Genomic DNA, 21,411 nt, shown 5'->3' on the forward strand with positions numbered 1-21,411 from the left:
GTGTTACACACACCCTTCCGTTAAGAATCCAAAACACGACTTGCGAGTGCGCGCGCATTGGCATCGATGTAGAGAATATCGTCTAGAGACTGTGGCCGATAACATTCTGCCACGGACAACACCTCTTCAATCACTTCTGGTATTCGCCCGAACCGAACTCGGCCTGCCAAAAACGCTGCTACTACAATTTCATTGGCAGCGTTAACAACACAGGTTGCAAAATCACCCGCTACGCCAGCTTGATAGGCGAGACGAAGGCACGGGAAACGCTCCATGTCAGGCTCTTCAAAGGTCAAACACGACATGTCCTGCAAAGTGAGTCGGCGCGCTCTGTTTTCGCGGCGTTCCGGATACGTAAAAGCATACTGCACAGGAATACGCATGTCGTGTGTGGCTAACTCCGCAAGTACGGCCCCATCTTCATACTCTACTAGAGAATGGACAATGCTCTGCGGGTGAACCAGTACTTTAATTTTATCATATGGAGCACCAAACAAATGATGAGCTTCAATGACTTCGAATCCTTTGTTCATCATGGAGGCACTGTCTACTGTTATTTTCTCGCCCATCTTCCAATTTGGATGCCGGAGCGCCTCTGCTCTCGATGCCTGCTCAATTTGAACTTTAGGCCATTCCCGGAATGGTCCACCAGAAGCCGTCACCCAAAAAGATGCCACATCCTGTCTCCGGCCCGCTAATAAGGACTGAAAGACGGCCGAGTGCTCACTGTCCACAGGGATGATTTCCGCTTTATGGCGTCGCGCGTGTTCCATGACCAGATGCCCGGCTGCTACCAACGTCTCCTTATTCGCCAGCCCAATTCGCGCACCGCGAGCCATCGCGGTCCAGGTGGGAATTAATCCCTTGGCGCCAACAATCGCAGTTAACACTAAATCAGACGAAACATTGGCCGCAGCGACGAGCCCATCATCACCGATGCCGACGTCACAGGGGAGTGCGCCATCGAACTCCTCCAGCAGACGACGATAAGCCGCCTCATCTCCAACCGAAACATACTCCGGATGATATATTCGGATTTGTTCGGCCAGCACGTCCATCTGTTGCCCAGCAGACAGAGTTGCTACCTGCCACTCAGAGGAAAGGTCAGAGACAACGGCGAGGCCCAGCTTACCGACGACGCCAGTCGAACCGAAAATAGACACTCGTTTCAAGAATGACTCGCCTCCAGTGGGTAGTCTGTGTATGTCAATACGCGATGTGCAGCCAATTCATGACTCCAGAAGTAGCAAACCAGAGCATCAAGGGAGCTGCAAACAACAAGCTATCAATTCGGTCCAGAACACCGCCGTGTCCAGGCAGTAGCCATCCAGAGTCCTTCACTCCAGTAGACCGCTTATAAGCAGATTCAATTAAGTCTCCCAGTTGAGAGAGAATCGACAGGCACACACCAAGAATAAAATAGCCGATGCCTCCACTGACCCCGTTACCGACGACCATACCAAATATCCAGGCAGCCATTCCTGCTCCCAAAATACCGCCGATAGCGCCGCTCCATGTTTTCTTTGGGGAAATTTCGGGCCACATGAGCGGTCCCTTTAACCACCTGCCAACAAAAAAAGCACACGTATCACTCATAAAGACAGAAATGAGCAAAGCCCAGACCAACAGAGGGCCGTGGGCTAAACTCCGCAAAGACATAAGACTCATGCCACCGATGCCAACATACAGGGCACCTATGAATATCGGAGAAGTTTTCCCTAATTCTTGTCTGTTCTTCGTCGCTACTGGCCAGAGCAGGGCGATAGCAACCATCAGAAACAGTGACAACGGCCGATACCAGTCGGCCGAAAACTCGATGTAGGCTGTTGCCAGGACTGCGGCGTACGCAATCGGACTTCGATACGTGGCTCCGTACATTTGCGCAAACTCCATGACGCCAAGACCAGTGACCAAAAACACCAGTACGGCCCAAGGAATCGAGGTAGGGAAAATCAAAATCACAAAAATTGTTATAATCCCAATTGCTGCAGTCAGAACTCGCTGCCTCAGCACATTATTTCACCTACTTTACGTCACCGAAACGTCGTTTACGATGATGAAATGCGTGTAACGCTGCGAGTAAATCTGATTTCGTAAAGTCTGGCCACAGCGTATCCGTAAACCACAGTTCGGAATATGCCGACTGCCACACTAGAAAATTGCTCAAGCGTAATTCTCCGCTGGTCCGAATAATCAAGTCCGGGTCGACTAATTCTCGTGTTGAGAGCCTCGCTGCGATGGCACTTTCATCAATGTCGTCGACCGATAACAGGCCTTGCTCCACATCTTGCAACAAGCGCTTTGTCGCCTCGACAATATCGCGCCGCCCTCCATAATTGAGCGCAAAAGTAACAATCATCCCCGTATTGTGGGCCGTTCGCTCAAGCGATAGTCGCACCGTCTCCTGAGTGTAAGTCGGCAAGCGATGCGTTTCGCCTATGAATTTGAGACGTACACCACGTTGAACCAACTCGTCCATTTCGGAACGAAAGAATTGGTCCGGCAACTTCATCAAATATTCCACTTCGTTCTCCGGACGTTTCCAATTCTCGGTGGAAAACGCATACAAAGTAACACAAGATATCCCGCAGTCGTCACAGGCCCGAATCGCTTCTTTCATTGCGTTCATCCCAGCATGATGACCTGCCATACGGGGCAACCCTCGCCGCTTCGCCCAGCGTCCATTCCCATCCATGATAATGCCAAGATGTTGAGGGAGATTCCAATCGGCAACCTGCTCCAATTCCTCGGACCGCAAGCGAGGGCGGCTTCTAAATCCCCACTGCACAACAACGCCCCCCTCGACCCATCCACCTTACAACACTTCGACGCAGAGAGAAAGCTGCCCCCTATGATTCACCGAGTTCACGCCAGCTTCCATCAGACTTCAAGGAGTTCCTGTTCTTTCGCGGACAGAGCATGGTCGATTTCGGCAATGGCTTTGTCGGTCCGCTGCTGGACCTGGTCCATCAAGCGGCGAATTTCGTCTTCCGATACCTCTCCGGACTTCTCAGACTTTTTCAACTCGTCATTGGCGTCGCGCCGAACATTGCGGACTGCCACGCGCCCTTCTTCAGCAATTTTCTTCACTTGCTTCGCCAACTCTTGCCGGCGTTGTTCCGTCAACGCCGGAACGGCGATTCGAATCACCGAGCCGTCGTTCGACGGATTCAGCCCCAAATCTGACTTTTGAATCGCTTTTTCAATCTCTGCTAACATCGTTTTCTCCCATGGGGAGATTATGAGCAGCCTTGGCTCTGGAGACGTGACACTGGCCACTTGATTGACTGGCATCGGGCTGCCGTAGTAAGAGACCATCACCTTGTCCAACATCGCTGGAGTCGCTCTGCCCGCGCGCACTGAGGCCAACTCTCGTTTCATTGCCGAGACCGCCTTTTCCATTCGGATCTCTGCGTCCTTCACAATCGATTCTGTCACGATTTCATCCTCCTTACCATGGTACCAATGGGCTCGCCCATGACAGCGCGACAGATGTTTCCAGACTCTCCAAGTGCGAATACCAAGAGGGGAATGTTATTATCCATACAGAGTGAAGTAGCAGTGGAGTCCATCACGCCAAGTCCTTGATTAAGGACATCCATAAACTCCAGTTCATCGTATTTAATGGCCTCAGGATTTTTCTGCGGGTCGGCAGAGTAGACTCCGTCGACACCATTCTTCGCCATAAGAATGACTTCCGCCTCGATTTCGGCTGCGCGCAAAGCCGCAGTCGTATCGGTTGAGAAATATGGATTCCCCGTACCTCCTGCAAAAATCACCACGCGCCCTTTTTCTAAATGGCGTATCGCACGGCGGCGAATATACGGTTCTGCTACTTGTCTCATCTCAACCGAGGTTTGCACCCGAGTGTGAACTCCGAGCTTTTCCAAGAAATCCTGAAGGGATAGCGAATTCATCACGGTCGCGAGCATGCCCACATAATCCGCAGTCGCTCGATCCATACCGCGCGCACTTGCAGCTACGCCTCTCCAGATGTTCCCCCCACCTACGACAATGGCCGTCTGCACTCCAAGTTCCGCAACTTCGGCTACTTGTTGTGCGATGTTCGCCATCATCTCGGCGTCAATACCATAGCCTTGCGCTCCGGCCAAGGCTTCCCCGCTCACTTTGAGTATAATCCGCTGATACTTCGGTTTACCTGACGCAAACACCGGCTCACCTCGCCTCCTTTGCCTAGACGACGAGGGAACACGCACCGTGCTCCCTCGTTTGACCTGTCCATTCCCACCTAAGCGCGAACCTGTGCCATCACTTCATCCGCAAAATTGGTCTGCTCTTTCTCGATTCCTTCCCCGACAACAAAACGAGTAAATCTCCGAATGGAAATATTCTCGCCAATCTGAGCAATTTTTTCGCGGACGAGCATTTCGACGGTTTTGTCTGGATCTTTCACAAAAGGTTGATCGAGCAAACAAATTTCTTTCAAAAACTTCTCAATTCGTCCGTCAACAATCTTGTCGACGATGGCTTCTGGTTTACCCTCATTCAAAGTCTGTGCCCTCAAAATTTCGCGTTCTTTAGCGATGACGTCATCCGAGACTTCCTCGCGGCGAACAAACTGGGGGTTGGAAGCAGCAATATGCATGGCAATATCTTTGACCATCTGACGGAAATCATCGTTTTTGGCTACAAAATCAGTTTCACAGTTAACCTCTAGCAAAACGCCGATTCTTCCTCCACCATGAATATAGGCCTCCACCAAGCCTTCAGCAGCGACTCGTCCAGCCTTCTTGGCTGCGGAAGCCAATCCGCGCTCCCGAAGAACTTCTTGCGCGCGTTCCATATTCCCTTCCGCTTCGGCTAGGGCCCGCTTGCAATCCATCATGCCAGCCCCCGTCTTCTCACGCAACTCTTTGACCATTCCTGCCGTAATTTCCATTCGATTAAGTCCTCCTTATCGTAACTCAACGCACTGCACAAAAAAGGTGACGAGCTGAAGATACCCCCGTCACCCGCCGACCTAAATCAAGCGGTCGTCTCTTCGCCCTGCGTTCCTTCCAACACCGCATCCGCCAACTTCGCTGTCAAGAGCTTCACAGCACGAATCGCATCGTCGTTGCCTGGGATGACGTGGTCAATCTCGTCAGGGTCACAATTCGTGTCGACGATAGCAACGATGGGAATACCCAACTTCCGAGCTTCAGCGACCGCGATTCGCTCCTTGCGGGGGTCAATGACATACATGGCACTCGGGATTTTTTTCATTGTCTTGATGCCGCCCAAGAACCGTTCCAGACGCTCCGCCTCTTTGCGCAGTAGAATAACTTCTTTCTTGGGAAGCACATCGAACGTTCCGTCCTCTTCCATTCGTTCTAAGTCGAGAAGGCGTTGAATACGCTTCTGAATCGTATTGAAGTTCGTCAGTGTACCACCAAGCCAGCGTTGGTTGACATAATACATACCGCAACGCTCGGCCTCATCTTTTACCGCTTCTTGTGCTTGCTTTTTGGTACCGACGAACAAAATCGTCTCTCCGTTTTGCGCCAATTCACGAACAAAATTGTACGCTTCTTCTACTTTCCGGACCGTCTTTTGAAGGTCAATAATATAAATCCCGTTGCGCTCCGTGAAAATGTACCGTGCCATTTTCGGATTCCAGCGCCGCGTCTGATGACCGAAGTGAACTCCGGCCTCCAGTAGTTGCTTCATTGAAATAATAGCCAATGTAAATCCTCCTCATTTGGTTTGTCCGCCGCCACCATCATCCGAAAAGCTTCCTCAAGGGACCAAGCTCTTCGTCCTTTGGCGTGAGTACTCCACACTTTCGTGGGTGATGCACCGTTCTCAAATATACCACACAGCGTGAGTCCAGGCAATGTGTACAATGGTGTTCTCGTCAAACGAGGAAACAGGTGGAACTGTTGATATCCTTGTTCGTCTTCAGTTTGGCTCCGACACTGACAGCACGGGAGAAGACATGATGTACTGAACTCTCTGAACTGCCGCTTCCGTTACATCCAATCGATGACTGACCTGCACGCTCGTATAGCCTTGCGATAGCAGGTCGAGAATATCAAAGTATTTTTCGGAAAAAACCTCGTTTTCTAAGGCATGGCTATCTGGTCCATTCGCGTGGTTCTCCTCTGCGCCTTGATGGCCGAGTGCTGTCCCTTCGGCGAAAAGAGGTCTATTTCCACCTACAGCATCACGACTCTCCTCATAGCCTGCTCGAGCACCACCTGTTGTAGCATGCGCGTCCGATTCTCCGGAAAAACGCGTTCTAGGCATGTTCGACAAACCCTCCTGAAGCGACGTCTGGCCTAACATCGACTCTAATCGAGACAATCGCTCTTCCATCTGAAGGCGTAGTTGCTCCACATCCCCTTTCAAGTCTGCATACAAGTCTTCGAGAATGGCCGCAACCTCTTCATCCATGGTGCTACTCCCACTCGCAGAGCGCTTTGACGGCAACGTTGGGTCCGACAACGCGCCGCTACGAATCCACCGAAATATCCCCAATAACCCACCATACTGTCGCCAACCGCCAGTGATTGTATAGAGAACGATGATGAGAGCAATCGACAATAAGCCCATTAAGATGGTCAATCCCACCCGATTCCCTCCCCTTACTGTCTTTCAGTCGCCAGACGTCGTAGCTTTGCGCGACACGCCTCGCTCAGAAACAATACGTTCCACTCAAGGCCGTGCGTACCGACATCGTCTCTGTCCGCACATCAAACTCGATGGTCCGGCCAGCATTGCCTCCAACATCCGACCCGAACAGCGGGATACCGTGCCGCGCTAAGGCTTCGCGCACCGCCTCCACATTGCGAGGACCGACTCTCATGACTTCCGAAGCCTGTCCAGTAGCGGCAAACATCTGCGCACCGCCAGCCATCTTTGCTCGTATCGATGCCAGAGAGACGCCCTGTGCCGTTAACTCAGACACCAGCCAGTCCGTTCCAGTGTCCGCGTATTTACAGACGTTGGTAACGTTCTCTCTAGGTGCCGAGGGCAACATAATGTGAACTAGTCCGGCGAGTTTCTGACCCTCATCGTAAAGAACGAGGCCGACACAAGAGCCAAGTCCTGTGGTGGAAATTCTCTGCGGCGCTCGAACCACATTCCCTTGCGCAATACCGACACGAACAACCTCAGAGGACACTGGAATGGTAGACATCATAGACTACACCCCAATGCCGCAAAAAGTGGCGCCATCGACTCAGGATGCGGCAGCATAAAAAAATGGCCATCCACGCTGCGGTCCCCTTGCCAGATGGAGGTATTGATTAAAATCGCTCGATCCGCCACGTCCCCTGACAACATGAACCCAACATCCAAAATGGCCCCGGCCATATCCAATGCAACCGCAGGAACCGACAACTGCAAGACTAAGGAAGACATTTCCGCAATCGCCGTCAAATAACTCCCCGAAAGGATGTTTCCGACCTCGGCCAATGCAGACATCTCCAGATCACTGAGGCCTTCTTCGCTGTCCACGGGAAGATGCAGATGACGCAGCAGTTGACGAGCACTGGAGAGCGGCAAGAGCAGAAACATGCTTCCATGAAGACCTCCATTCAACTGCAGAAAAATGCCAACAACGGGCACCTCCGCGCCACCGACGACCTCCGAAATTTCGTCAAATTCGCAGAGGCGGGCTGCTGTCACAGACATCCGAACGGTTTGACCGAGCAGAACGGAGAGCGCAGTAGCTGCATGGCCAGCGCCTACATTCCCCAATTCGCGCAGTACGTCCTGTTGCTGCTCACTGAGTGATGAATTCTCGGACGTCATCCTTGTAGACTCTTTTCCACTGCTCGCAACTGCCTTTCCTCCACGTCACTCAATAGTCGAGACAGATTAAGAAGAATCAGCAAGCGGTCGTCCAACTTCGCAACTCCTTTCAAATATTCTGCACGAAGTCCCCCAACGATAGATGGCGCAGGTTCGACCATGGACTCGTCCAAAGTCACCACGTCCGTTACTGCATCGACGGTCATTCCAACAAGCATACTGTCTACGTCTACCACAACAATTCTCGAGTCCTCCCCACTGGCGCCACTGGTAAGTCCAATGCGCTCTGCTAAATCGATGACCGGCACCACCGCACCGCGTAGATTCATGATTCCTTTGATGAACGGCAAGGTCTTTGGAACCCTGGTCACTTCCAATCTCTTTTCAATGGAAAGTACTTGCTCCACGGGCGCCCCATAGCGCTCCACTCCGACCGCCATCACCACGTATTGCTGTTCTCGAATTCCCACGGATGGTCCACTCCCTTCATCCTACTTTGTACAATCGTCCCCTTCGGCACGCCTCATGTAAACTACTCTGACTCTGCACTATGACTCTCGAGACAACTATACAGCCCATTGATGCAGGTCGAGAATGAGTCCCATCGACCCATCTCCGAGTATGGTAGCTCCCGAAAAACCTTCAACGTGCTTTAAATAAGAGCCGAGCGGTTTATTGACAATCTCTTGTTCACCCATCAGGTTTTCCACAATCAGCCCCACAGCGCGATTGCCCTCCCGGCAAATGAGAACTGGCCAAGGAAAGGCTTGTGAGGTACGCTCACCGTAGAATTCAAATGACAAGTCGACAAGAGGCAGTACTTTTTCTCGATACTTCAACATTCTCTCGCCGCGAATCGAATCCAAGTCCGACTTTTCCACGTAAATTACCTCGTCCACGCTGCCCAGAGGAACCGCAAACTGGTCCTTCTGGACGGTAAACAACAAGGCCGGCAGCACCGCCAAGGTCAACGGAAGCTGGATGCGAAAAGTCGTTCCTCGCCCGAGTTCCGAGTCAATAGAAATTCGGCCTGAAAGAGACTCTACCTTGGCCTTGACTGCGTCTAATCCAACTCCTCGGCCAGAGATATCGGTCACTTGTGCAGCCGTGGAAAACCCTGACGCAAATAACAAACCATAAATTTGCCCAGGTTTCCACGTCTTTGCCGTCTCCGCATCTACCAATCCTCGTTCCACGCCTTTGGCCAACACTGTCTCCGCATTGATGCCAGCACCATCATCACTGACTTCGAGATACACGTTCTGACCGGATGAATAGGCGACCAGTCGCATGGTCCCATGTGCCGACTTCCCCTTCGCGAGACGTTGTTCCGCCGATTCAATGCCGTGATCCGCCGCATTTCGAATGAGATGAACGAGTGCCTCCCCCATCTCGTCTATGACGGTTCTGTCTAACTCGGTATCCCCGCCGGAAAGTTCCAGGCGGATATCTTTTTTCAGAGATTTGGATAAGTCCCGCACCAATCGAGGAAACCGCTGAAAGAGGGTGTCCACCGGAACCATCCGCAAGGACATCAGTCCCGACTGGATGTCTCCAGAGATTCTCGTCAACTGGGACACGCGCTCTGTCAACTCGGCGTCGTCTCGAGCCAGCGCGAGCGTCTCCATACTGGTGCGAGCAATGACGAACTCGCTGAGTAAGTTCAACAACACGTCCATGCGTTCGACCGGAACACGAATGGTCCTCTCAAGACGCACGGATTCACCGTCGGCCGAAACTGGTCCCGATTGTCTTTTGGGAGGGATTCCCGGATGGTCTGCTTCCACTGGCGCCGTTTTCTCAACCTTTTCGAGGAGTGGTGAACCAGTGTCGTTCTTGCCCCCAGACGCCTCCCCATCCCAGACGTCAAAGCGTACCGCTGTCACTTCGGAGATATTCTCGATCGCTCGGAGAACGGGTGCCTCGTCTTGCCCAGTTAACGCTACCAACCATCGCAGTTCGGAGTCGTATTTGCCTTCCTGTATGTCGTTTGCACTGGGAACGCAGCCGAGACAGTCTGCCATTTGCTCTAATTCGCGCAACACCAGCAGAGCACGCACTGCTTTCATGGGACAAGATGGATGGATACAAACCGTCAGAACACCTACCAAAAGGCCCTCGGCCTGGGCAGCCATCGCGACGGTCATCGATTCCTCAGGAAAGTCTTCCAGCACTCCGCGACCTGACGTCTGATGTGGCGATGTGGCCGCAACATGTGTCGATTCTAGCGAGTTTGCGTTGGCTTCCGTCAAGCGCGCATGCCATACGGTCAATTGTGCGATAGGCTCTTCATCCGCTGTCCCTTCGTCCGAATGCGTAGAAATAATTTGATTCAAAAGAACACTGAGATGATCGATCCCCTCAAACAGTGCATCCGTCACAGCCGCTGTCAACTTTGATGGATGGGAACGAAGTACGCCCAACAAGTCCTCCAGTCGATGCGTCAACGTGGCCATTCTTGTAAACCCCATGCTCGCGCTCATCCCTTTTAAAGTGTGGGCCGCGCGAAACATGGCAGCAAACAGATCGTCGGACGGACCTTGCTGCTCTAAACGCAAACACAAGTCACCCATAGTCTGAACATTTTCTTGGGACTCTTCCAGAAAAGCTTGCAAATACTCTTCATTTTGCACGAGTGGCACCTCTTCCACCATGGGTCTCCGGACATTCCTGACAAGGTCACAAGCGAATACTTCAACGCCAGAAGTCGACGAACTGCGAGACAACGTTCAGAATTTATCCCTCGGAGCCAGCCGTCGCGTCAAGGCCGGCGGTATCTCCTGCACTGCCAACAATTCGCATACCGCCTTCAATTCGACGGCGGCACGAGGCATGCCATAGACAGTGCAGGTCTCCGCCGACTCAGCGATGGTCCAACCTCCCCCTTCTCGAATGGAGAGCATCCCACGCGCTCCATCTTTACCCATTCCAGTCAGCAGACAGCCCACCGTGTGCGGCAGAATGTCCGCTGGAATAGACTGCATTAACAGATCCACCGCAGGTCTCTGGAAATGGACCAAATCTCCGTCGGTCAAATCCACATACCAGTCGGGACCATCGGCCCGAAACAGACCGTGCTTTCCCGCCGGAATGACAAGGGCCGTCGAACTCTGCAACTGCGAACCATGGATAGCCTCTTCAATCCGCCACTGAGACACGTCGTTTAAACGGTTAGCAAAGCGGCGCGTAAAGCCAATCGGCATGTGCTGTACGATGAGACAAGTCACTCCGCTGAGAGCGGGGAAGTCCCGAAATACGATCTCCAGTGCCTTTGGCCCACCTGTCGATGCACCGACCACCAGCAATTTGGTAGGCGAAGTTTTATGCAGAGTGTCCAGAATTCTTATCTCCTCCCGAATCCCCCGTTCGCCCCAAAAGACGTGACAAAAATCTTGTCCAGCCCCCTCGACTGGGTCTGTCTGCCCGAAGATAATTTTGGACAATTTGCTCCATACAACGAGTCGCGGTGCTGTTCGGATGAGACAATACCCACGGAGTTTGACGCATGACTGCCTTTTGCACATCCTCATCCTCCAGGACGTACCCCAACACCTGCACATCCAAATCCAAAAACCGCCGCACGGTTGCGGATAGCTTTTCCGCCGCATCCTTCGCATCAACCAAGCGGCGCGCGCGATTGATGACCAGTCGCCAATGCGGACGATGGCCATTCTCTTGCACATACTTGATGAGAGCATAGGCATCGGACAGCGCAGTCGGTTCAGGAGTGGTGACGACCACCATCTCATCCGCTTCCGCGACTAAAGTCGAGAACTGAGGACCAATGCCCGCACCGAGATCGAACACAACAACGTTGAAGCGTTCACCCAGTCTTCCGAGTTGTGAGTGAAGGCGCTGCACACCTTCTCCGTCTAACTGATTGACGCTCGAGAGACTGCTACCACCCGACAGAAAAGGCAATCCGTGCTTGCTGTATTGGACCACGTCCCAGACGTCAGCCGTGCCACACAAATCCAACACGGTTGCCGTGGGACGCGCGTCTAACAGCAATTCCACGTTGGCAAAACCGACATCGCTGTCCACCACCACCGGGCGGTATCCCTGTTGACTCAAAGAGAGCGAAAAGTTGACGCAGAAGTTCGATTTACCGACCCCTCCTTTTCCGCTGGCTACCACAATCACTCTCGGCACGAACTCTCCTTCCAATGCCGGTGGCGCGACTTCAACCATGCGGCGACGCAAGGACTCCGCCTGGTCTGTCATGGCAATTCCCCCTTGAACGCCTCATCGAGAAAAGGGAATGTCGATGCGAGAGCGAGATCGTCCGGGACATTCTGTCCAGTGGTCACATAAGATAAGGGAATCTTCATTTTCCAGGAAAGTTCCAGTGCTGCGCCGTGGGATGAAGTTTCGTCCAATTTCGTGAACAGCAGCTTGTCCACACCAACTGGTTCAAACGCCGCACAGAGATTGGCCAAGTCGCACACTTTCGACGTCATGGCCAACACGAGATACGTCTCATCCACTGTGGTGGTCGCCAAAAGCCGTTGCATTTCGTCAACCATCTTCGGCACGATATAATTGCGACCAGCAGTATCCACCAAAATCAGGTCAGCGCCGTCAAGTTCTCGGACTGCGTCATCCAGTCCTTTTTGTGGATCCGCCACAACCATAGGAATGTTGAGAATGGTGGCGTACGTGCGCAATTGCTCCGCAGCTGCAATGCGATACGTGTCCGCCGTCACTAGAGCCACTTTGCGACGTCCAGACAGAACGTGCAGTGCTGCCAGTTTTGCGATGGTGGTCGTCTTCCCGACGCCTGTGGGGCCAACAAACGCGACGACTTTGGAAGAGTCGGAAATTCCCGCCGATGGCATGACGTTTAAGACACAGTCTTTCAACCAGCCTCGATAGAGAGTCTGATTCCAAGTTGCCGGGTCTGGATGAGATTGTGTGAATTCATCCCACCACATGCCCGCCACCGCTTCAGAAACCCCCGCCTCCTTGAGTTCATTGACAAAGAGCGCCGTGCCAGTTTGTCGATGTTGCCCATCCAACGTCTGTATCCATGTTTTGAGACTCTTCATTTCTGACAAAATCGGCTCTAAGGCTGCTTGAAGCCGTTGGTCGGACTCTACTCCAACCTCCGTCTGACTGCTGTCGGCAAAGCTCTCACTCGCGCTGGCAGCGATGTTCGCAAGATGGGCCGCTTGCACTGAGGCCGGTGACATTGAGGCGTTAGCCTGTGGACGGACCGAACTTGGTGCAGTCGATCCACCTACTCCAGTGTTGCTGGCGTCTGCCCATGAAACAGCAGTCTGTTGTGAATTGCGGCTTTCGTCCACCAACCGAACCGGTACGTCTCCAGCGACGGCAGCCGTGACTTCGATTCGCTTCGAGGACCACAGGAACCACTTGCGCACGCGTACCCGTTTGCTACCTAGAATAATCGCATCTTTGCCAAGTTCTCCGCGAATTCTGATCAGCGCTTCGGGCATGTCTCGCACCACATACTTTCGTATCATCATCAGAGACTCACCACCCCGCCACTTTCAACTTCCACCGTAGGATCAAGCTCATTGTAGGACAGCACAACCAAGTCTGGCAGGTACCGAGTCAACCACCGATAGACTGCCAAACGAAGATGTGGGTGAACCAACAAAACCGGAGTTTTGCCCTGACCTGACAGTCTCGACGACTCGTCCTTTAAGCGGCGATATATTTGTTGGGCGATGGTCGGCTCCATCCCCACAATAGCTCCGTCGTCCTGATGGACGAGAGACTCCTGAACTCTCTCTTCCACCGTGGGGGCGAACGTCAGAACCGTCAATGGCTGACCAGGATTCCGGAATTGATGAGAAATTTGCCTGCCTAAAGCGCGTCGCACATGTTCTGTCAGCACATCGATATCTTTCGTAGCCTTTCCATAGTCTCCTAGAGTTTCAAGAATCGTGACTAAGTCGCGAATCGACACCCGCTCTTTGAGTAAGTTGGCAAGCACTCTCTGGACTTGTCCTAATGACAAGTTCCCATTCAAAACATCGTCGACAACCGCAGGCGCTGTACTTTTGACATGGTCCAAAAGAGCTTTCGTCTCTTGGCGACTGAGCAACTCATGAGCGTGTTTGCGCAGCACCTCGGTAAGGTGCGTAGCGAGAACCGAAGGCGGATCGACCACGGTATAGCCAACCATTTCGGCCTGTGTCTTCATATCCCCGGTGACCCACAGTGCTGGTAAGCCGAATGTCGGTTCCTTCGTCGGCACGCCAATGACCGATGGATCGTCATGACCTGGGGAGATGGCCAGCCAATGTCCGATGAGAATTTCACCGCCAGCAACGTCAATCCCTCGCATCTTGATAACATATTCTGTCGGTTTCAGTTGAATGTTGTCACGAAGCCGGATGACGGGAATGACAAGACCTAATTCCAAAGCTAATTGACGGCGGATCATCACCACGCGATCCAACATATCTCCTCCCTGCTTGGCATCCACCAAAGGGACGAGTGCGTAGCCGAATTCAAACTCAATAGGTTCCACGTGAATGAGAGACAGAGCATTTTCCGGCCTTTTCGTGTCTTCCTTGCGAGTTCGCAATGCCTGTTCCTTGTCCCGTTGAACTAGGCGATTGGCATTGACCTGTACTCTCCAACCCGTGACAAACGCGATGATGGAGACAGGAAGCACCGGCAAAATGCCGATAGGAGTGAACAAGCCCAGAAAGAAAATGGCGCCGCCAACCAAGTAGAGCGTCCGCGGATATTGAAAGATTTGGCCGATGACATCGCTGCCCAAGTTTGACTCAGATGCAGCTCTGGTGACCATAAGACCGGTGGCTGTCGAAAGCAGCAAGGCTGGAATCTGGCTTACCAGGCCGTCGCCGACAGACAGCAACGTATATGTGTGCAATGCTTGGCTAAAAGACATGTGATGCATCACCATACCGATGATAAAACCGCCGACGATGTTGACCGCGACGATGAGCATGGAGGCGATGGCATCGCCTTTTACGAATTTGGACGCTCCGTCCATCGCTCCGTAAAAATCAGCTTCTCGCTCGATGTCATGCCGACGCTTCCGGGCCTGCGCTTCATCAATCAAGCCCGCATTCAAATCTGCATCAATCGCAATTTGCTTCCCGGGCATCGCATCCAGAGTGAAACGCGCCGCTACTTCTGCCACCCGCTCCGCTCCGCGTGTGATGACAATGAATTGAACAATGACAATAATTAGAAATACTATAAATCCGACCACCGGATTGTCACCAATGACAAATGAACCAAAGGTTTCAATGACGGCACCGGCATTGGCTTGGCCCAAAATAAGTCGTGTCGTAGAAATATTGAGAGATAATCGATAGAGTGTCGTCATCAGCAAAATGGATGGAAACACTGAGAAATCTAAAGGTTCCTTTGTGCCCATGGCGACCAACAGGATAGTCAAAGAAACAAAAATGTTGACGATGAGAAGCACGTCCAAGACGGGACGGCTCATTGGGATGACCATCATCACGATAATCCATATAATCGCTGCCATGACACCCAAATCAGACTTTTTCACATGTTCACCTCATCATTCAACAGCTCAGTCTCTCTAGGTTGCTTCAAGGCATATACGTAAGCTAGAATCTCTGCCACCGCTTGATAGAGTTCTGGAGGAATAGCATCTCCCAATTCGACACTGGTGTACAGAGTTCGCGCGAGCGGTCGGTTTTCCACAATCGGAACCTCACTGGCAGCCGCAATTTCGCGAATTCGCAACGCAAGATGGTCTTGCCCTTTAGCGACAACACGCGGTGCCGACATCTTTTCGACCTCGTACCTCAGCGCGACGGCGTAGTGCGTCGGATTCGTGATAACGACATCCGCCTTGGGAACTTCCTGCATCATCCGCCGCAGCGCCAAAGCCCGTCCGCGACGACGAATACTCGCTTTGACACGTGAGTCACCTTCCATTTGCCGATATTCGTCTTTCACTTCCTGCTTAGTCATACGCAAATTTTTCTCGTACTCATAGCGTTGAAAGAAGAAGTCCAGACCCGCCAGTCCGAGCATCAATAGGCTGACGGCCAAACCAAGCTGAAAAACAATGCCCCCAACCGCAGGAACCAGCACCGAAACCGAAGTATTCGGCAATACCGCTATACTTTCTATCACTTTGTGAATGAAGTAGTAAGCAACGCCGACCACAATGGCCAGTTTTAAGATGGACTTCAAGCTCTCGACCAAGGTACGAGCCGTAAATAGTTTTTGCACACCAGATATTGGGGAAATTCTGTTTAACTTCGGCAGCAACAACTTCGGTACAAAGAGTGGACCAACTTGCACGAATCCGGCCAAAATACTTAGACCAAAGGCGACCAAAACCACCGGCAACAGGCCGCCAATGACATAACCCACTTGACTCGAGAGCATCTCGATGACCGCTTCGACCGTCATATGCACCGCCGCTGCGTTGGCGATGTCGTGGCGAAACATCTCCATCCATGCTCCCCATACTTTGCCTCCGACGATGCGCAAAACCACCATCGCACCCAAGAGACCGATTGCCGCAGATAGTTCGACACTTTTCGGCACATTTCCTTCTCGCCGTGCCTCTTGTCGTCGACGCGGAGTCGCACGTTCCGTTTTTTCTCCGGAGCTCGAACTACCTGCAAAGCGCTGCAGTTGAATTGAAAGCAAGCCATTCTCTCCTCTTCACTCAGCCTGTATAGTGCATGAAGATACTCAAATCGGCAAAGAGGGTATTAAAAATGTGTCCAAACAGTTCCACCATCCCGGGCATGGCAATTGCAAAAATAGCCAGACCCACAAACAACTGCACGGGCAATCCAGTGATGTAGACGTTCATCTGCGGCACAACCCTCGTCAATAAGGCAAAAGTGATGTTGGTCAAAAGCAACGCCACCATGACAGGCGCTGCCAACTGCACTGCATCAGCCATGACCACATCCATTAACGAAGACAAAGCACTGGCAAAGGACGCTGGAAAGTGAAAAGCTCCGATTGGAATGAGATGATAACTATCAATGGCGGTGAGTGCCAGTCCATCCAATCCGTTTTCACCTAGAAAATAGAGCGTAAAAAGCAGATTGAAGAAGGTTCCTGAGAGTCCTGTGACAAACGACATTTGCGGATTAAAAAGTTCGGCAGAAGAGAAGCCAATCTGAACGTCAATCAGCTGTCCGGCGACCGTCAGTACAGAGAATATCATCGTTGCAATGAATCCAAAGAAAAGTCCGGTGACCGATTCAACCACAGCTAAGACGATAAACGCTCCTGGTTTTGAAATGGGCGACGGAACCGATGCGTGGACTAATCCAACTGTCCACAGAGACATCATGACAACGAGCCCCACTTTAGCGACTGTTGGAAACGACTTGGTCGAAAAAATCGGCGACGCGCCGATCATGCCTGCAATTCTCAAAATGACCAGGAGCAACAATGGGTAATGAGTAAGCGTATAGGCCAACATCACTTATCACTGAACGTATTGCATGAGATGGCCCAGAATTGACTGCGTAAAGTCGACCATCGTCGTCAGCATCCAAGGGCCAAAAATCAACAGTGCCACCATCACAGCCGCGATTTTCGGAATGTATGCCAAACTCTGCTCTTGGATTTGGGTGGTCGCCTGAAACACAGCGACAAGCAGACCAACGGCCAGTCCAAAACCGAGCAGCGGCCCGACGAGTTTTACGACCAGCCACATCACTTGCGCACCCAACCCGACAATAAATGATGCATTCAAAACAATGCCCTCCCTAGCTATAACCTGCCAGCAGAGACTGAACGACAAGATGCCAACCATCTACCATGACAAACAACAAAATTTTAAATGGAAGTGAAATGATGACTGGAGGCAGCATCATCATTCCCATCGACATCAGCGTTGTCGACACAACCAAGTCAATCACCAAAAACGGTAGGTAAATCATAAATCCAATTTGAAACGCTGTCTTTAACTCGCTGATTGTGTATGCCGGAACTAGGGCAGTAATCGGAATTTTGTTGACAGACTTCGGCAACGGAATGTGGCGAAACTGGAGAAACAACTGCAGGTCCGAAGGGCGCGTTTGCTTCGCCATAAATTGTTTAAACGGAATCTCGGCTTGCTGCAACGCTGCAGACTCAGACAACTTGCCAGCCAAATAGGGTTGCAACGCATGGACATTCACCTGGTGAAACGTGGGTCCCATGATGAAAAAAGTGATGAACAACGCGAGGCCAATCAGGACTTGATTTGGCGGTGAATTCTGAAGTGCTAACGCACTGCGGACGAAGGAAAGTACAACGATGATGCGCGTAAAGCATGTCATAAGCAAGAGAATCGCTGGGGCGATGGACAACACCGTCAACAACAAAACAATTTGTACCGTACTGTCGACCGACTTGGGAGAAGACGACGTGCCTAAGGACAAATGCAAGCCCGGAATCAGACCAGCCGGAGTCGCTGCCTGAACGATGTCTCCCCCACACAACAGAAATACACTCAGAAATGCGATGGCAAAACCGATGGGGTAAATGCTCCGACGCCTCATGATTTGTCAGCACTATCCCCCTCGGTTCGATACTTTTTTCGAATTTGTTCGACAGCAGACGACAGCGAAGAAGCAAAACCAAGCTCGACTTCCGGATTCGTCATGCTGTCGCCCATCTCATCCGTCACGTCGGCCAACAAGGTGATATCGTTGCCCACTCCGAGAAGAAATTTTCGTCCATGGACGTCGACCACTTGAACGGAACGGTTAGGGGCCAGTTGTCGCGCTGCGACAACTCTAATATCGCCCCGCTGTGTAATATTAGCCCTTCTTGCCAAGAAACGGATGACGACGAGAATAAGGACAATGACAATAACAAACGCGACGACGGCTTGAACGATATTTTCATAGGTAGACCCAACGTTAGGCAATGGCGCCGTCTTTTCTGGAGACGTCGCTGCAAGCACCAAGCGACATCCCGCCACTCGGAGAATGGCGATAACGGTTAGGAGCGCGAGACCCCTTTGACTCAGGCGCGCCTTCATGAAATCACGCCAGTGCCTTGCGGACCGCTTCGACAACCCTATCTGCTTGAAACGGCTTGACAATGAAATCCTTGGCACCGGCTTGAATTGCGTCAATCACCATCGCCTGCTGACCCATCGCCGAACACATGATAACCCGTGCATTTGGGTCAATTTCGCGAATCTTCTTTAACGCCTCAATGCCGTCCATTTCTGGCATGGTAATATCCAAAGTGACTAAGTCCGGAGATAGCTCTTGAAATTTTTCTACAGCTTGTGCTCCGTCTGCAGCTTCACCTATGACTTCAAAATCGTTTTTACCCAAGATGTCCTTAATCATCATTCGCATAAATGCAGCATCATCTACCACTAGAATCCGATTTGCCACGGGCCCATCGCTCCTTCTCATTCTTTGATGACATATCTATTGACCCAACTGTGGAGTTGATTCAATCCTGAGAGATACGCTTCTGCTTTTTCCCTACTGCGAGAAACCGACCATCGACAACCAGCATTTACAAGCTGCGGACACGCTCAGATGGACTAATGATATCCGTCAAGCGCACTCCAAAGTTTTCGTCAATCACCACTACTTCTCCTGTTGCAATTTTTTTATTGTTGACGAGAATGTCTACCGGTTCGCCAGCCAACTTATCCAACTCCACAATGGAGCCTGGGGCCAAGTCCAAAATGTCGCGAATCAATCTCTTGGTCCTACCCAGTTCGACCGTGATGCTCAGTGGGACATCGAACAACAAAGAAAGGTTGCGCGAAGAACCCACGGAAGTAACCTCTAACCCATCAAAATCGGAAAACTCGGGCTGTTGTATCACGGCTTCAGGTCGTTTGAACGAAGCTGCAAGTGCATTCGCTGGCGGCGCTGGTGGTACGGATTGCATCGAGGCGTGGCTTGCCGCTGCAGAACCTTCTGTGACCACCGTTCTATGTTCTGGGCTACGAGTACTCTCCGCAGTCGAAGGTGACCGTGACGGCGCAGTTTCGGTCGACTGGGAATGGACTGTAGCATCTGCGCCGCCAACCCCCAACTGTCCCAAGATGACGTTGGCAAACGGATACGGCATCAACTGCATAATTTTCGAATCAATGAGGTGATCGACCTTTATCGAGAATTCGACATTGACAATCGGTCCCTCAAACCCTAAATTGACCTGTTCTTTACTCGACAGGTCGACCACCTGCACCTTAGGGGGAGAGATATCGATTCTCTGGCCAAAGATTTGAGACATCGAAGTGGCGGCACCGCCCATCATTTGATTCATCGCTTCGCCAACCGCGCTCAAATGCAGGTCATTGAGTTCATCGAGCGTATTGGTGCCATCTCCACCGAGCATCAAATCCGCAATAGTCTTTGCATCACTGAGCTCAATTGCCAGTGCATTAGACCCTTTCAGCCCCTCCGTGTACTCTACGGACACTAAGACATACGGCTTCGGAAACTGTTCCTGAATGCCAGCGGCATCGACGACCGATACACTGGGTGTGGTAATCTCGACTCGATGCTGAAGCAGGGTAGATAATGCAGTCGCAGCGGATCCGAATGAAATATTTCCAATTTCACCAAGTGCATCCGCCTGTGCTGGCGTTAATGTTGGACCTATAGATGTTTTGTCCATCTGAAACAAAGAGTCAATTTCCTCCTGAGACAATGCTTGACGGTCGGTCATCAGTCATCTCCTCCTTCCACTCTCTCAAGATTCGAACCGCCATTTTGTCTTTTCGCCTGCCGACGCGGCCAACAAATGTCGGAATGTCGTCGACAGCGACAGTGACCGTTTCGGCAATGCGCTGTTGAAGAGGAATGACGTCACCAATTTGCAAATCAAGGACGTCTTGTACACTCAATTCCGTCTCACCGAGTGTAACCGATATCTGTGCGACGAGATCTTTCACATGCGACGACAGCTTGCCACCCTCCACTTGGTGCTCCGACTTTGTCTTGACGCCATCCATGAAGTATTGCGTGGTCAGGTTGGGCATGATGGGCTCGAGGGTCACATGCGGTATGCACAAATTGATGAGGCCGGTTGTGGAACCCACTCTGGCGCTGAGCGTGATGACTAAGACCGTCTCATTCGGCGTAGATAACTGCAAAAATTGCGGATTGCTCTCAATCGACAAAAACTGCGGCTGAAGATCGACCACATTGTGCCAGGCGTCTTTAAAAAAGACTTCCGTCTGCTCAAAAAACGGCCGCAAGAGCGACTCTTCAATTTCCGTCAACTCGCGTTCACGGTATGGGCCTCGAATCGTTCCACCCATCATTCGGTCGAGCATGGCAAATATGATTTGCGGGTTAACCTCCATTACAATCTGTCCACTAAAAGGAGAAAAGGCGACAAGCTCGATGACGGTCAACATAGGCACCGAGCGAACGAATTCCTCGTACGGGACTTGGTCCACCGACTCCACTTGAATTTGCACGACACTGCGCAATTGGCCCGACAGATACGTCGTCATCAGGCGCGCAAAGTGCTCATGAATTCTCGAAATAATGCGGATGTGGTCCTTCGAAAAACGCATCGCGCGGCGAAAATCGTAAGTCCTGACCTTACTCCCGGAGGGTGCATCGCGAATGTCATCTGCCTTGACTTCACCTCGTGTCAAGGCAGAAAGGAGTGCATCGATTTCCGACTGAGACAGTACCTCGGCCATTCGCATCGCCTCCT

The 21,411-nt window shown here is 51.8% G+C and carries 24 protein-coding genes; all 24 read right to left on the reverse strand.

The window, feature by feature from the left end; all coding sequences use genetic code 11:
• Nucleotides 1–20 precede the first annotated feature (20 nt).
• A complete protein-coding gene (dxr, locus tag M4I36_RS03270; protein WP_258110295.1) occupies nucleotides 21–1,163 on the reverse strand; it encodes a 1-deoxy-D-xylulose-5-phosphate reductoisomerase in 1,143 nt (380 codons plus the stop codon).
• 43 nt (nucleotides 1,164–1,206) lie between these two features.
• A complete protein-coding gene (locus M4I36_RS03275; protein WP_258110234.1) occupies nucleotides 1,207–2,013 on the reverse strand; it encodes a phosphatidate cytidylyltransferase in 807 nt (268 codons plus the stop codon).
• Nucleotides 2,014–2,023: 10 nt separating this feature from the next.
• Entirely contained in the window at nucleotides 2,024–2,788 is a 765-nt protein-coding gene (locus M4I36_RS03280) for an undecaprenyl pyrophosphate synthase (protein ID WP_258110235.1), read from the reverse strand.
• A gap of 92 nt (nucleotides 2,789–2,880) precedes the next feature.
• Nucleotides 2,881–3,438, reverse strand: a complete 558-nt coding sequence (gene frr, locus M4I36_RS03285) for a ribosome recycling factor (RefSeq protein WP_258110236.1) — start codon at nucleotides 3,436–3,438, stop codon at nucleotides 2,881–2,883.
• Nucleotides 3,435–4,172 carry a UMP kinase gene (pyrH, locus tag M4I36_RS03290; RefSeq protein WP_258110237.1) on the reverse strand — a complete coding sequence of 246 codons (738 nt, stop codon included), beginning with the start codon at nucleotides 4,170–4,172 and terminating at the stop codon, nucleotides 3,435–3,437. Before pyrH ends, frr begins: the two co-directional genes overlap by 4 nt.
• A gap of 77 nt (nucleotides 4,173–4,249) precedes the next feature.
• Nucleotides 4,250–4,900, reverse strand: a complete 651-nt coding sequence (gene tsf / locus M4I36_RS03295) for a translation elongation factor Ts (RefSeq protein ID WP_258110238.1) — start codon at nucleotides 4,898–4,900, stop codon at nucleotides 4,250–4,252.
• An 86-nt stretch (nucleotides 4,901–4,986) separates the two neighbouring features.
• Nucleotides 4,987–5,685, reverse strand: a complete 699-nt coding sequence (gene rpsB / locus M4I36_RS03300; RefSeq protein ID WP_258110239.1) for a 30S ribosomal protein S2 — start codon at nucleotides 5,683–5,685, stop codon at nucleotides 4,987–4,989.
• A 216-nt stretch (nucleotides 5,686–5,901) separates the two neighbouring features.
• A complete protein-coding gene (locus M4I36_RS03305; RefSeq protein WP_258110240.1) occupies nucleotides 5,902–6,573 on the reverse strand; it encodes a hypothetical protein in 672 nt (223 codons plus the stop codon).
• Nucleotides 6,574–6,637: 64 nt separating this feature from the next.
• The gene (locus M4I36_RS03310) at nucleotides 6,638–7,144 is read right to left on the reverse strand and encodes a chemotaxis protein CheD (RefSeq protein WP_258110241.1); all 507 of its coding nucleotides are present in this window, start codon (nucleotides 7,142–7,144) and stop codon (nucleotides 6,638–6,640) included.
• Entirely contained in the window at nucleotides 7,141–7,758 is a 618-nt protein-coding gene (locus M4I36_RS03315; RefSeq protein WP_258110242.1) for a chemotaxis protein CheC, read from the reverse strand. The genes M4I36_RS03310 and M4I36_RS03315 overlap by 4 nt, the downstream gene beginning before the upstream one ends.
• Entirely contained in the window at nucleotides 7,755–8,228 is a 474-nt protein-coding gene (locus M4I36_RS03320; RefSeq protein ID WP_374985337.1) for a chemotaxis protein CheW, read from the reverse strand. The genes M4I36_RS03315 and M4I36_RS03320 overlap by 4 nt, the downstream gene beginning before the upstream one ends.
• A gap of 96 nt (nucleotides 8,229–8,324) precedes the next feature.
• Nucleotides 8,325–10,391, reverse strand: a complete 2,067-nt coding sequence (locus tag M4I36_RS03325) for a chemotaxis protein CheA (protein ID WP_258110244.1) — start codon at nucleotides 10,389–10,391, stop codon at nucleotides 8,325–8,327.
• Nucleotides 10,392–10,487: 96 nt separating this feature from the next.
• Nucleotides 10,488–11,192, reverse strand: a complete 705-nt coding sequence (locus M4I36_RS03330) for a CheB methylesterase domain-containing protein (RefSeq protein WP_258110297.1) — start codon at nucleotides 11,190–11,192, stop codon at nucleotides 10,488–10,490.
• Complete coding sequence (locus M4I36_RS03335) at nucleotides 11,080–11,982, reverse strand: P-loop NTPase (protein ID WP_258110245.1); 903 nt, start codon at nucleotides 11,980–11,982, stop codon at nucleotides 11,080–11,082. Before M4I36_RS03335 ends, M4I36_RS03330 begins: the two co-directional genes overlap by 113 nt.
• Entirely contained in the window at nucleotides 11,979–13,247 is a 1,269-nt protein-coding gene (flhF, locus tag M4I36_RS03340; RefSeq protein ID WP_258110246.1) for a flagellar biosynthesis GTPase FlhF, read from the reverse strand. The genes M4I36_RS03335 and flhF overlap by 4 nt, the downstream gene beginning before the upstream one ends.
• A complete protein-coding gene (gene flhA / locus M4I36_RS03345; RefSeq protein ID WP_258110247.1) occupies nucleotides 13,247–15,280 on the reverse strand; it encodes a flagellar biosynthesis protein FlhA in 2,034 nt (677 codons plus the stop codon). Before flhA ends, flhF begins: the two co-directional genes overlap by 1 nt.
• Complete coding sequence (flhB, locus tag M4I36_RS03350; protein WP_258110248.1) at nucleotides 15,277–16,401, reverse strand: flagellar biosynthesis protein FlhB; 1,125 nt, start codon at nucleotides 16,399–16,401, stop codon at nucleotides 15,277–15,279. The genes flhA and flhB overlap by 4 nt, the downstream gene beginning before the upstream one ends.
• Before the next feature lie 19 nt (nucleotides 16,402–16,420).
• On the reverse strand, nucleotides 16,421–17,194 hold the full coding sequence (locus tag M4I36_RS03355) for a flagellar biosynthetic protein FliR (protein ID WP_258110299.1): 774 nt from the start codon (nucleotides 17,192–17,194) through the stop codon (nucleotides 16,421–16,423).
• Between the two features lie 6 nt (nucleotides 17,195–17,200).
• Nucleotides 17,201–17,470, reverse strand: coding sequence for a flagellar biosynthesis protein FliQ (fliQ, locus tag M4I36_RS03360; protein ID WP_258110249.1), 270 nt, complete (start codon nucleotides 17,468–17,470; stop codon nucleotides 17,201–17,203).
• Nucleotides 17,471–17,483: 13 nt separating this feature from the next.
• On the reverse strand, nucleotides 17,484–18,260 hold the full coding sequence (fliP, locus tag M4I36_RS03365; RefSeq protein WP_258110250.1) for a flagellar type III secretion system pore protein FliP: 777 nt from the start codon (nucleotides 18,258–18,260) through the stop codon (nucleotides 17,484–17,486).
• Nucleotides 18,257–18,745, reverse strand: coding sequence for a flagellar biosynthetic protein FliO (locus M4I36_RS03370; RefSeq protein WP_258110251.1), 489 nt, complete (start codon nucleotides 18,743–18,745; stop codon nucleotides 18,257–18,259). Before M4I36_RS03370 ends, fliP begins: the two co-directional genes overlap by 4 nt.
• Before the next feature lie 4 nt (nucleotides 18,746–18,749).
• A complete protein-coding gene (locus M4I36_RS03375; protein ID WP_258110252.1) occupies nucleotides 18,750–19,112 on the reverse strand; it encodes a response regulator in 363 nt (120 codons plus the stop codon).
• 127 nt (nucleotides 19,113–19,239) lie between these two features.
• Nucleotides 19,240–20,409, reverse strand: coding sequence for a flagellar motor switch phosphatase FliY (gene fliY, locus M4I36_RS03380; protein WP_258110253.1), 1,170 nt, complete (start codon nucleotides 20,407–20,409; stop codon nucleotides 19,240–19,242).
• The gene (gene fliM / locus M4I36_RS03385; protein WP_258110254.1) at nucleotides 20,372–21,397 is read right to left on the reverse strand and encodes a flagellar motor switch protein FliM; all 1,026 of its coding nucleotides are present in this window, start codon (nucleotides 21,395–21,397) and stop codon (nucleotides 20,372–20,374) included. Before fliM ends, fliY begins: the two co-directional genes overlap by 38 nt.
• Nucleotides 21,398–21,411 lie beyond the last annotated feature (14 nt).

It is taken from the genome of Alicyclobacillus sp. SP_1, from assembly GCF_024706985.1.
Taxonomy (GTDB): Bacteria; Bacillota; Bacilli; order Alicyclobacillales; family Alicyclobacillaceae; genus Alicyclobacillus_I.

Excerpts from the sequence above, each read along its gene's own strand:
- tsf (WP_258110238.1), bottom strand. The coding sequence starts at position 4,900 with ATGGAAATTACGGCAGGAATGGTCAAAGAGTTGCGTGAGAAGACGGGG.
- M4I36_RS03310 (WP_258110241.1), bottom strand. The coding sequence starts at position 7,144 with ATGATGTCTACCATTCCAGTGTCCTCTGAGGTTGTTCGTGTCGGTATT.
- M4I36_RS03315 (WP_258110242.1), bottom strand. The coding sequence starts at position 7,758 with ATGACGTCCGAGAATTCATCACTCAGTGAGCAGCAACAGGACGTACTG.
- M4I36_RS03335 (WP_258110245.1), bottom strand. The coding sequence starts at position 11,982 with ATGACAGACCAGGCGGAGTCCTTGCGTCGCCGCATGGTTGAAGTCGCG.
- flhF (WP_258110246.1), bottom strand. The coding sequence starts at position 13,247 with ATGATGATACGAAAGTATGTGGTGCGAGACATGCCCGAAGCGCTGATC.
- M4I36_RS03355 (WP_258110299.1), bottom strand. The coding sequence starts at position 17,194 with ATGTTGGCCTATACGCTTACTCATTACCCATTGTTGCTCCTGGTCATT.
- fliP (WP_258110250.1), bottom strand. The coding sequence starts at position 18,260 with ATGAGGCGTCGGAGCATTTACCCCATCGGTTTTGCCATCGCATTTCTG.
- M4I36_RS03370 (WP_258110251.1), bottom strand. The coding sequence starts at position 18,745 with ATGAAGGCGCGCCTGAGTCAAAGGGGTCTCGCGCTCCTAACCGTTATC.
- fliY (WP_258110253.1), bottom strand. The coding sequence starts at position 20,409 with ATGACCGACCGTCAAGCATTGTCTCAGGAGGAAATTGACTCTTTGTTT.
- fliM (WP_258110254.1), bottom strand. The coding sequence starts at position 21,397 with ATGGCCGAGGTACTGTCTCAGTCGGAAATCGATGCACTCCTTTCTGCC.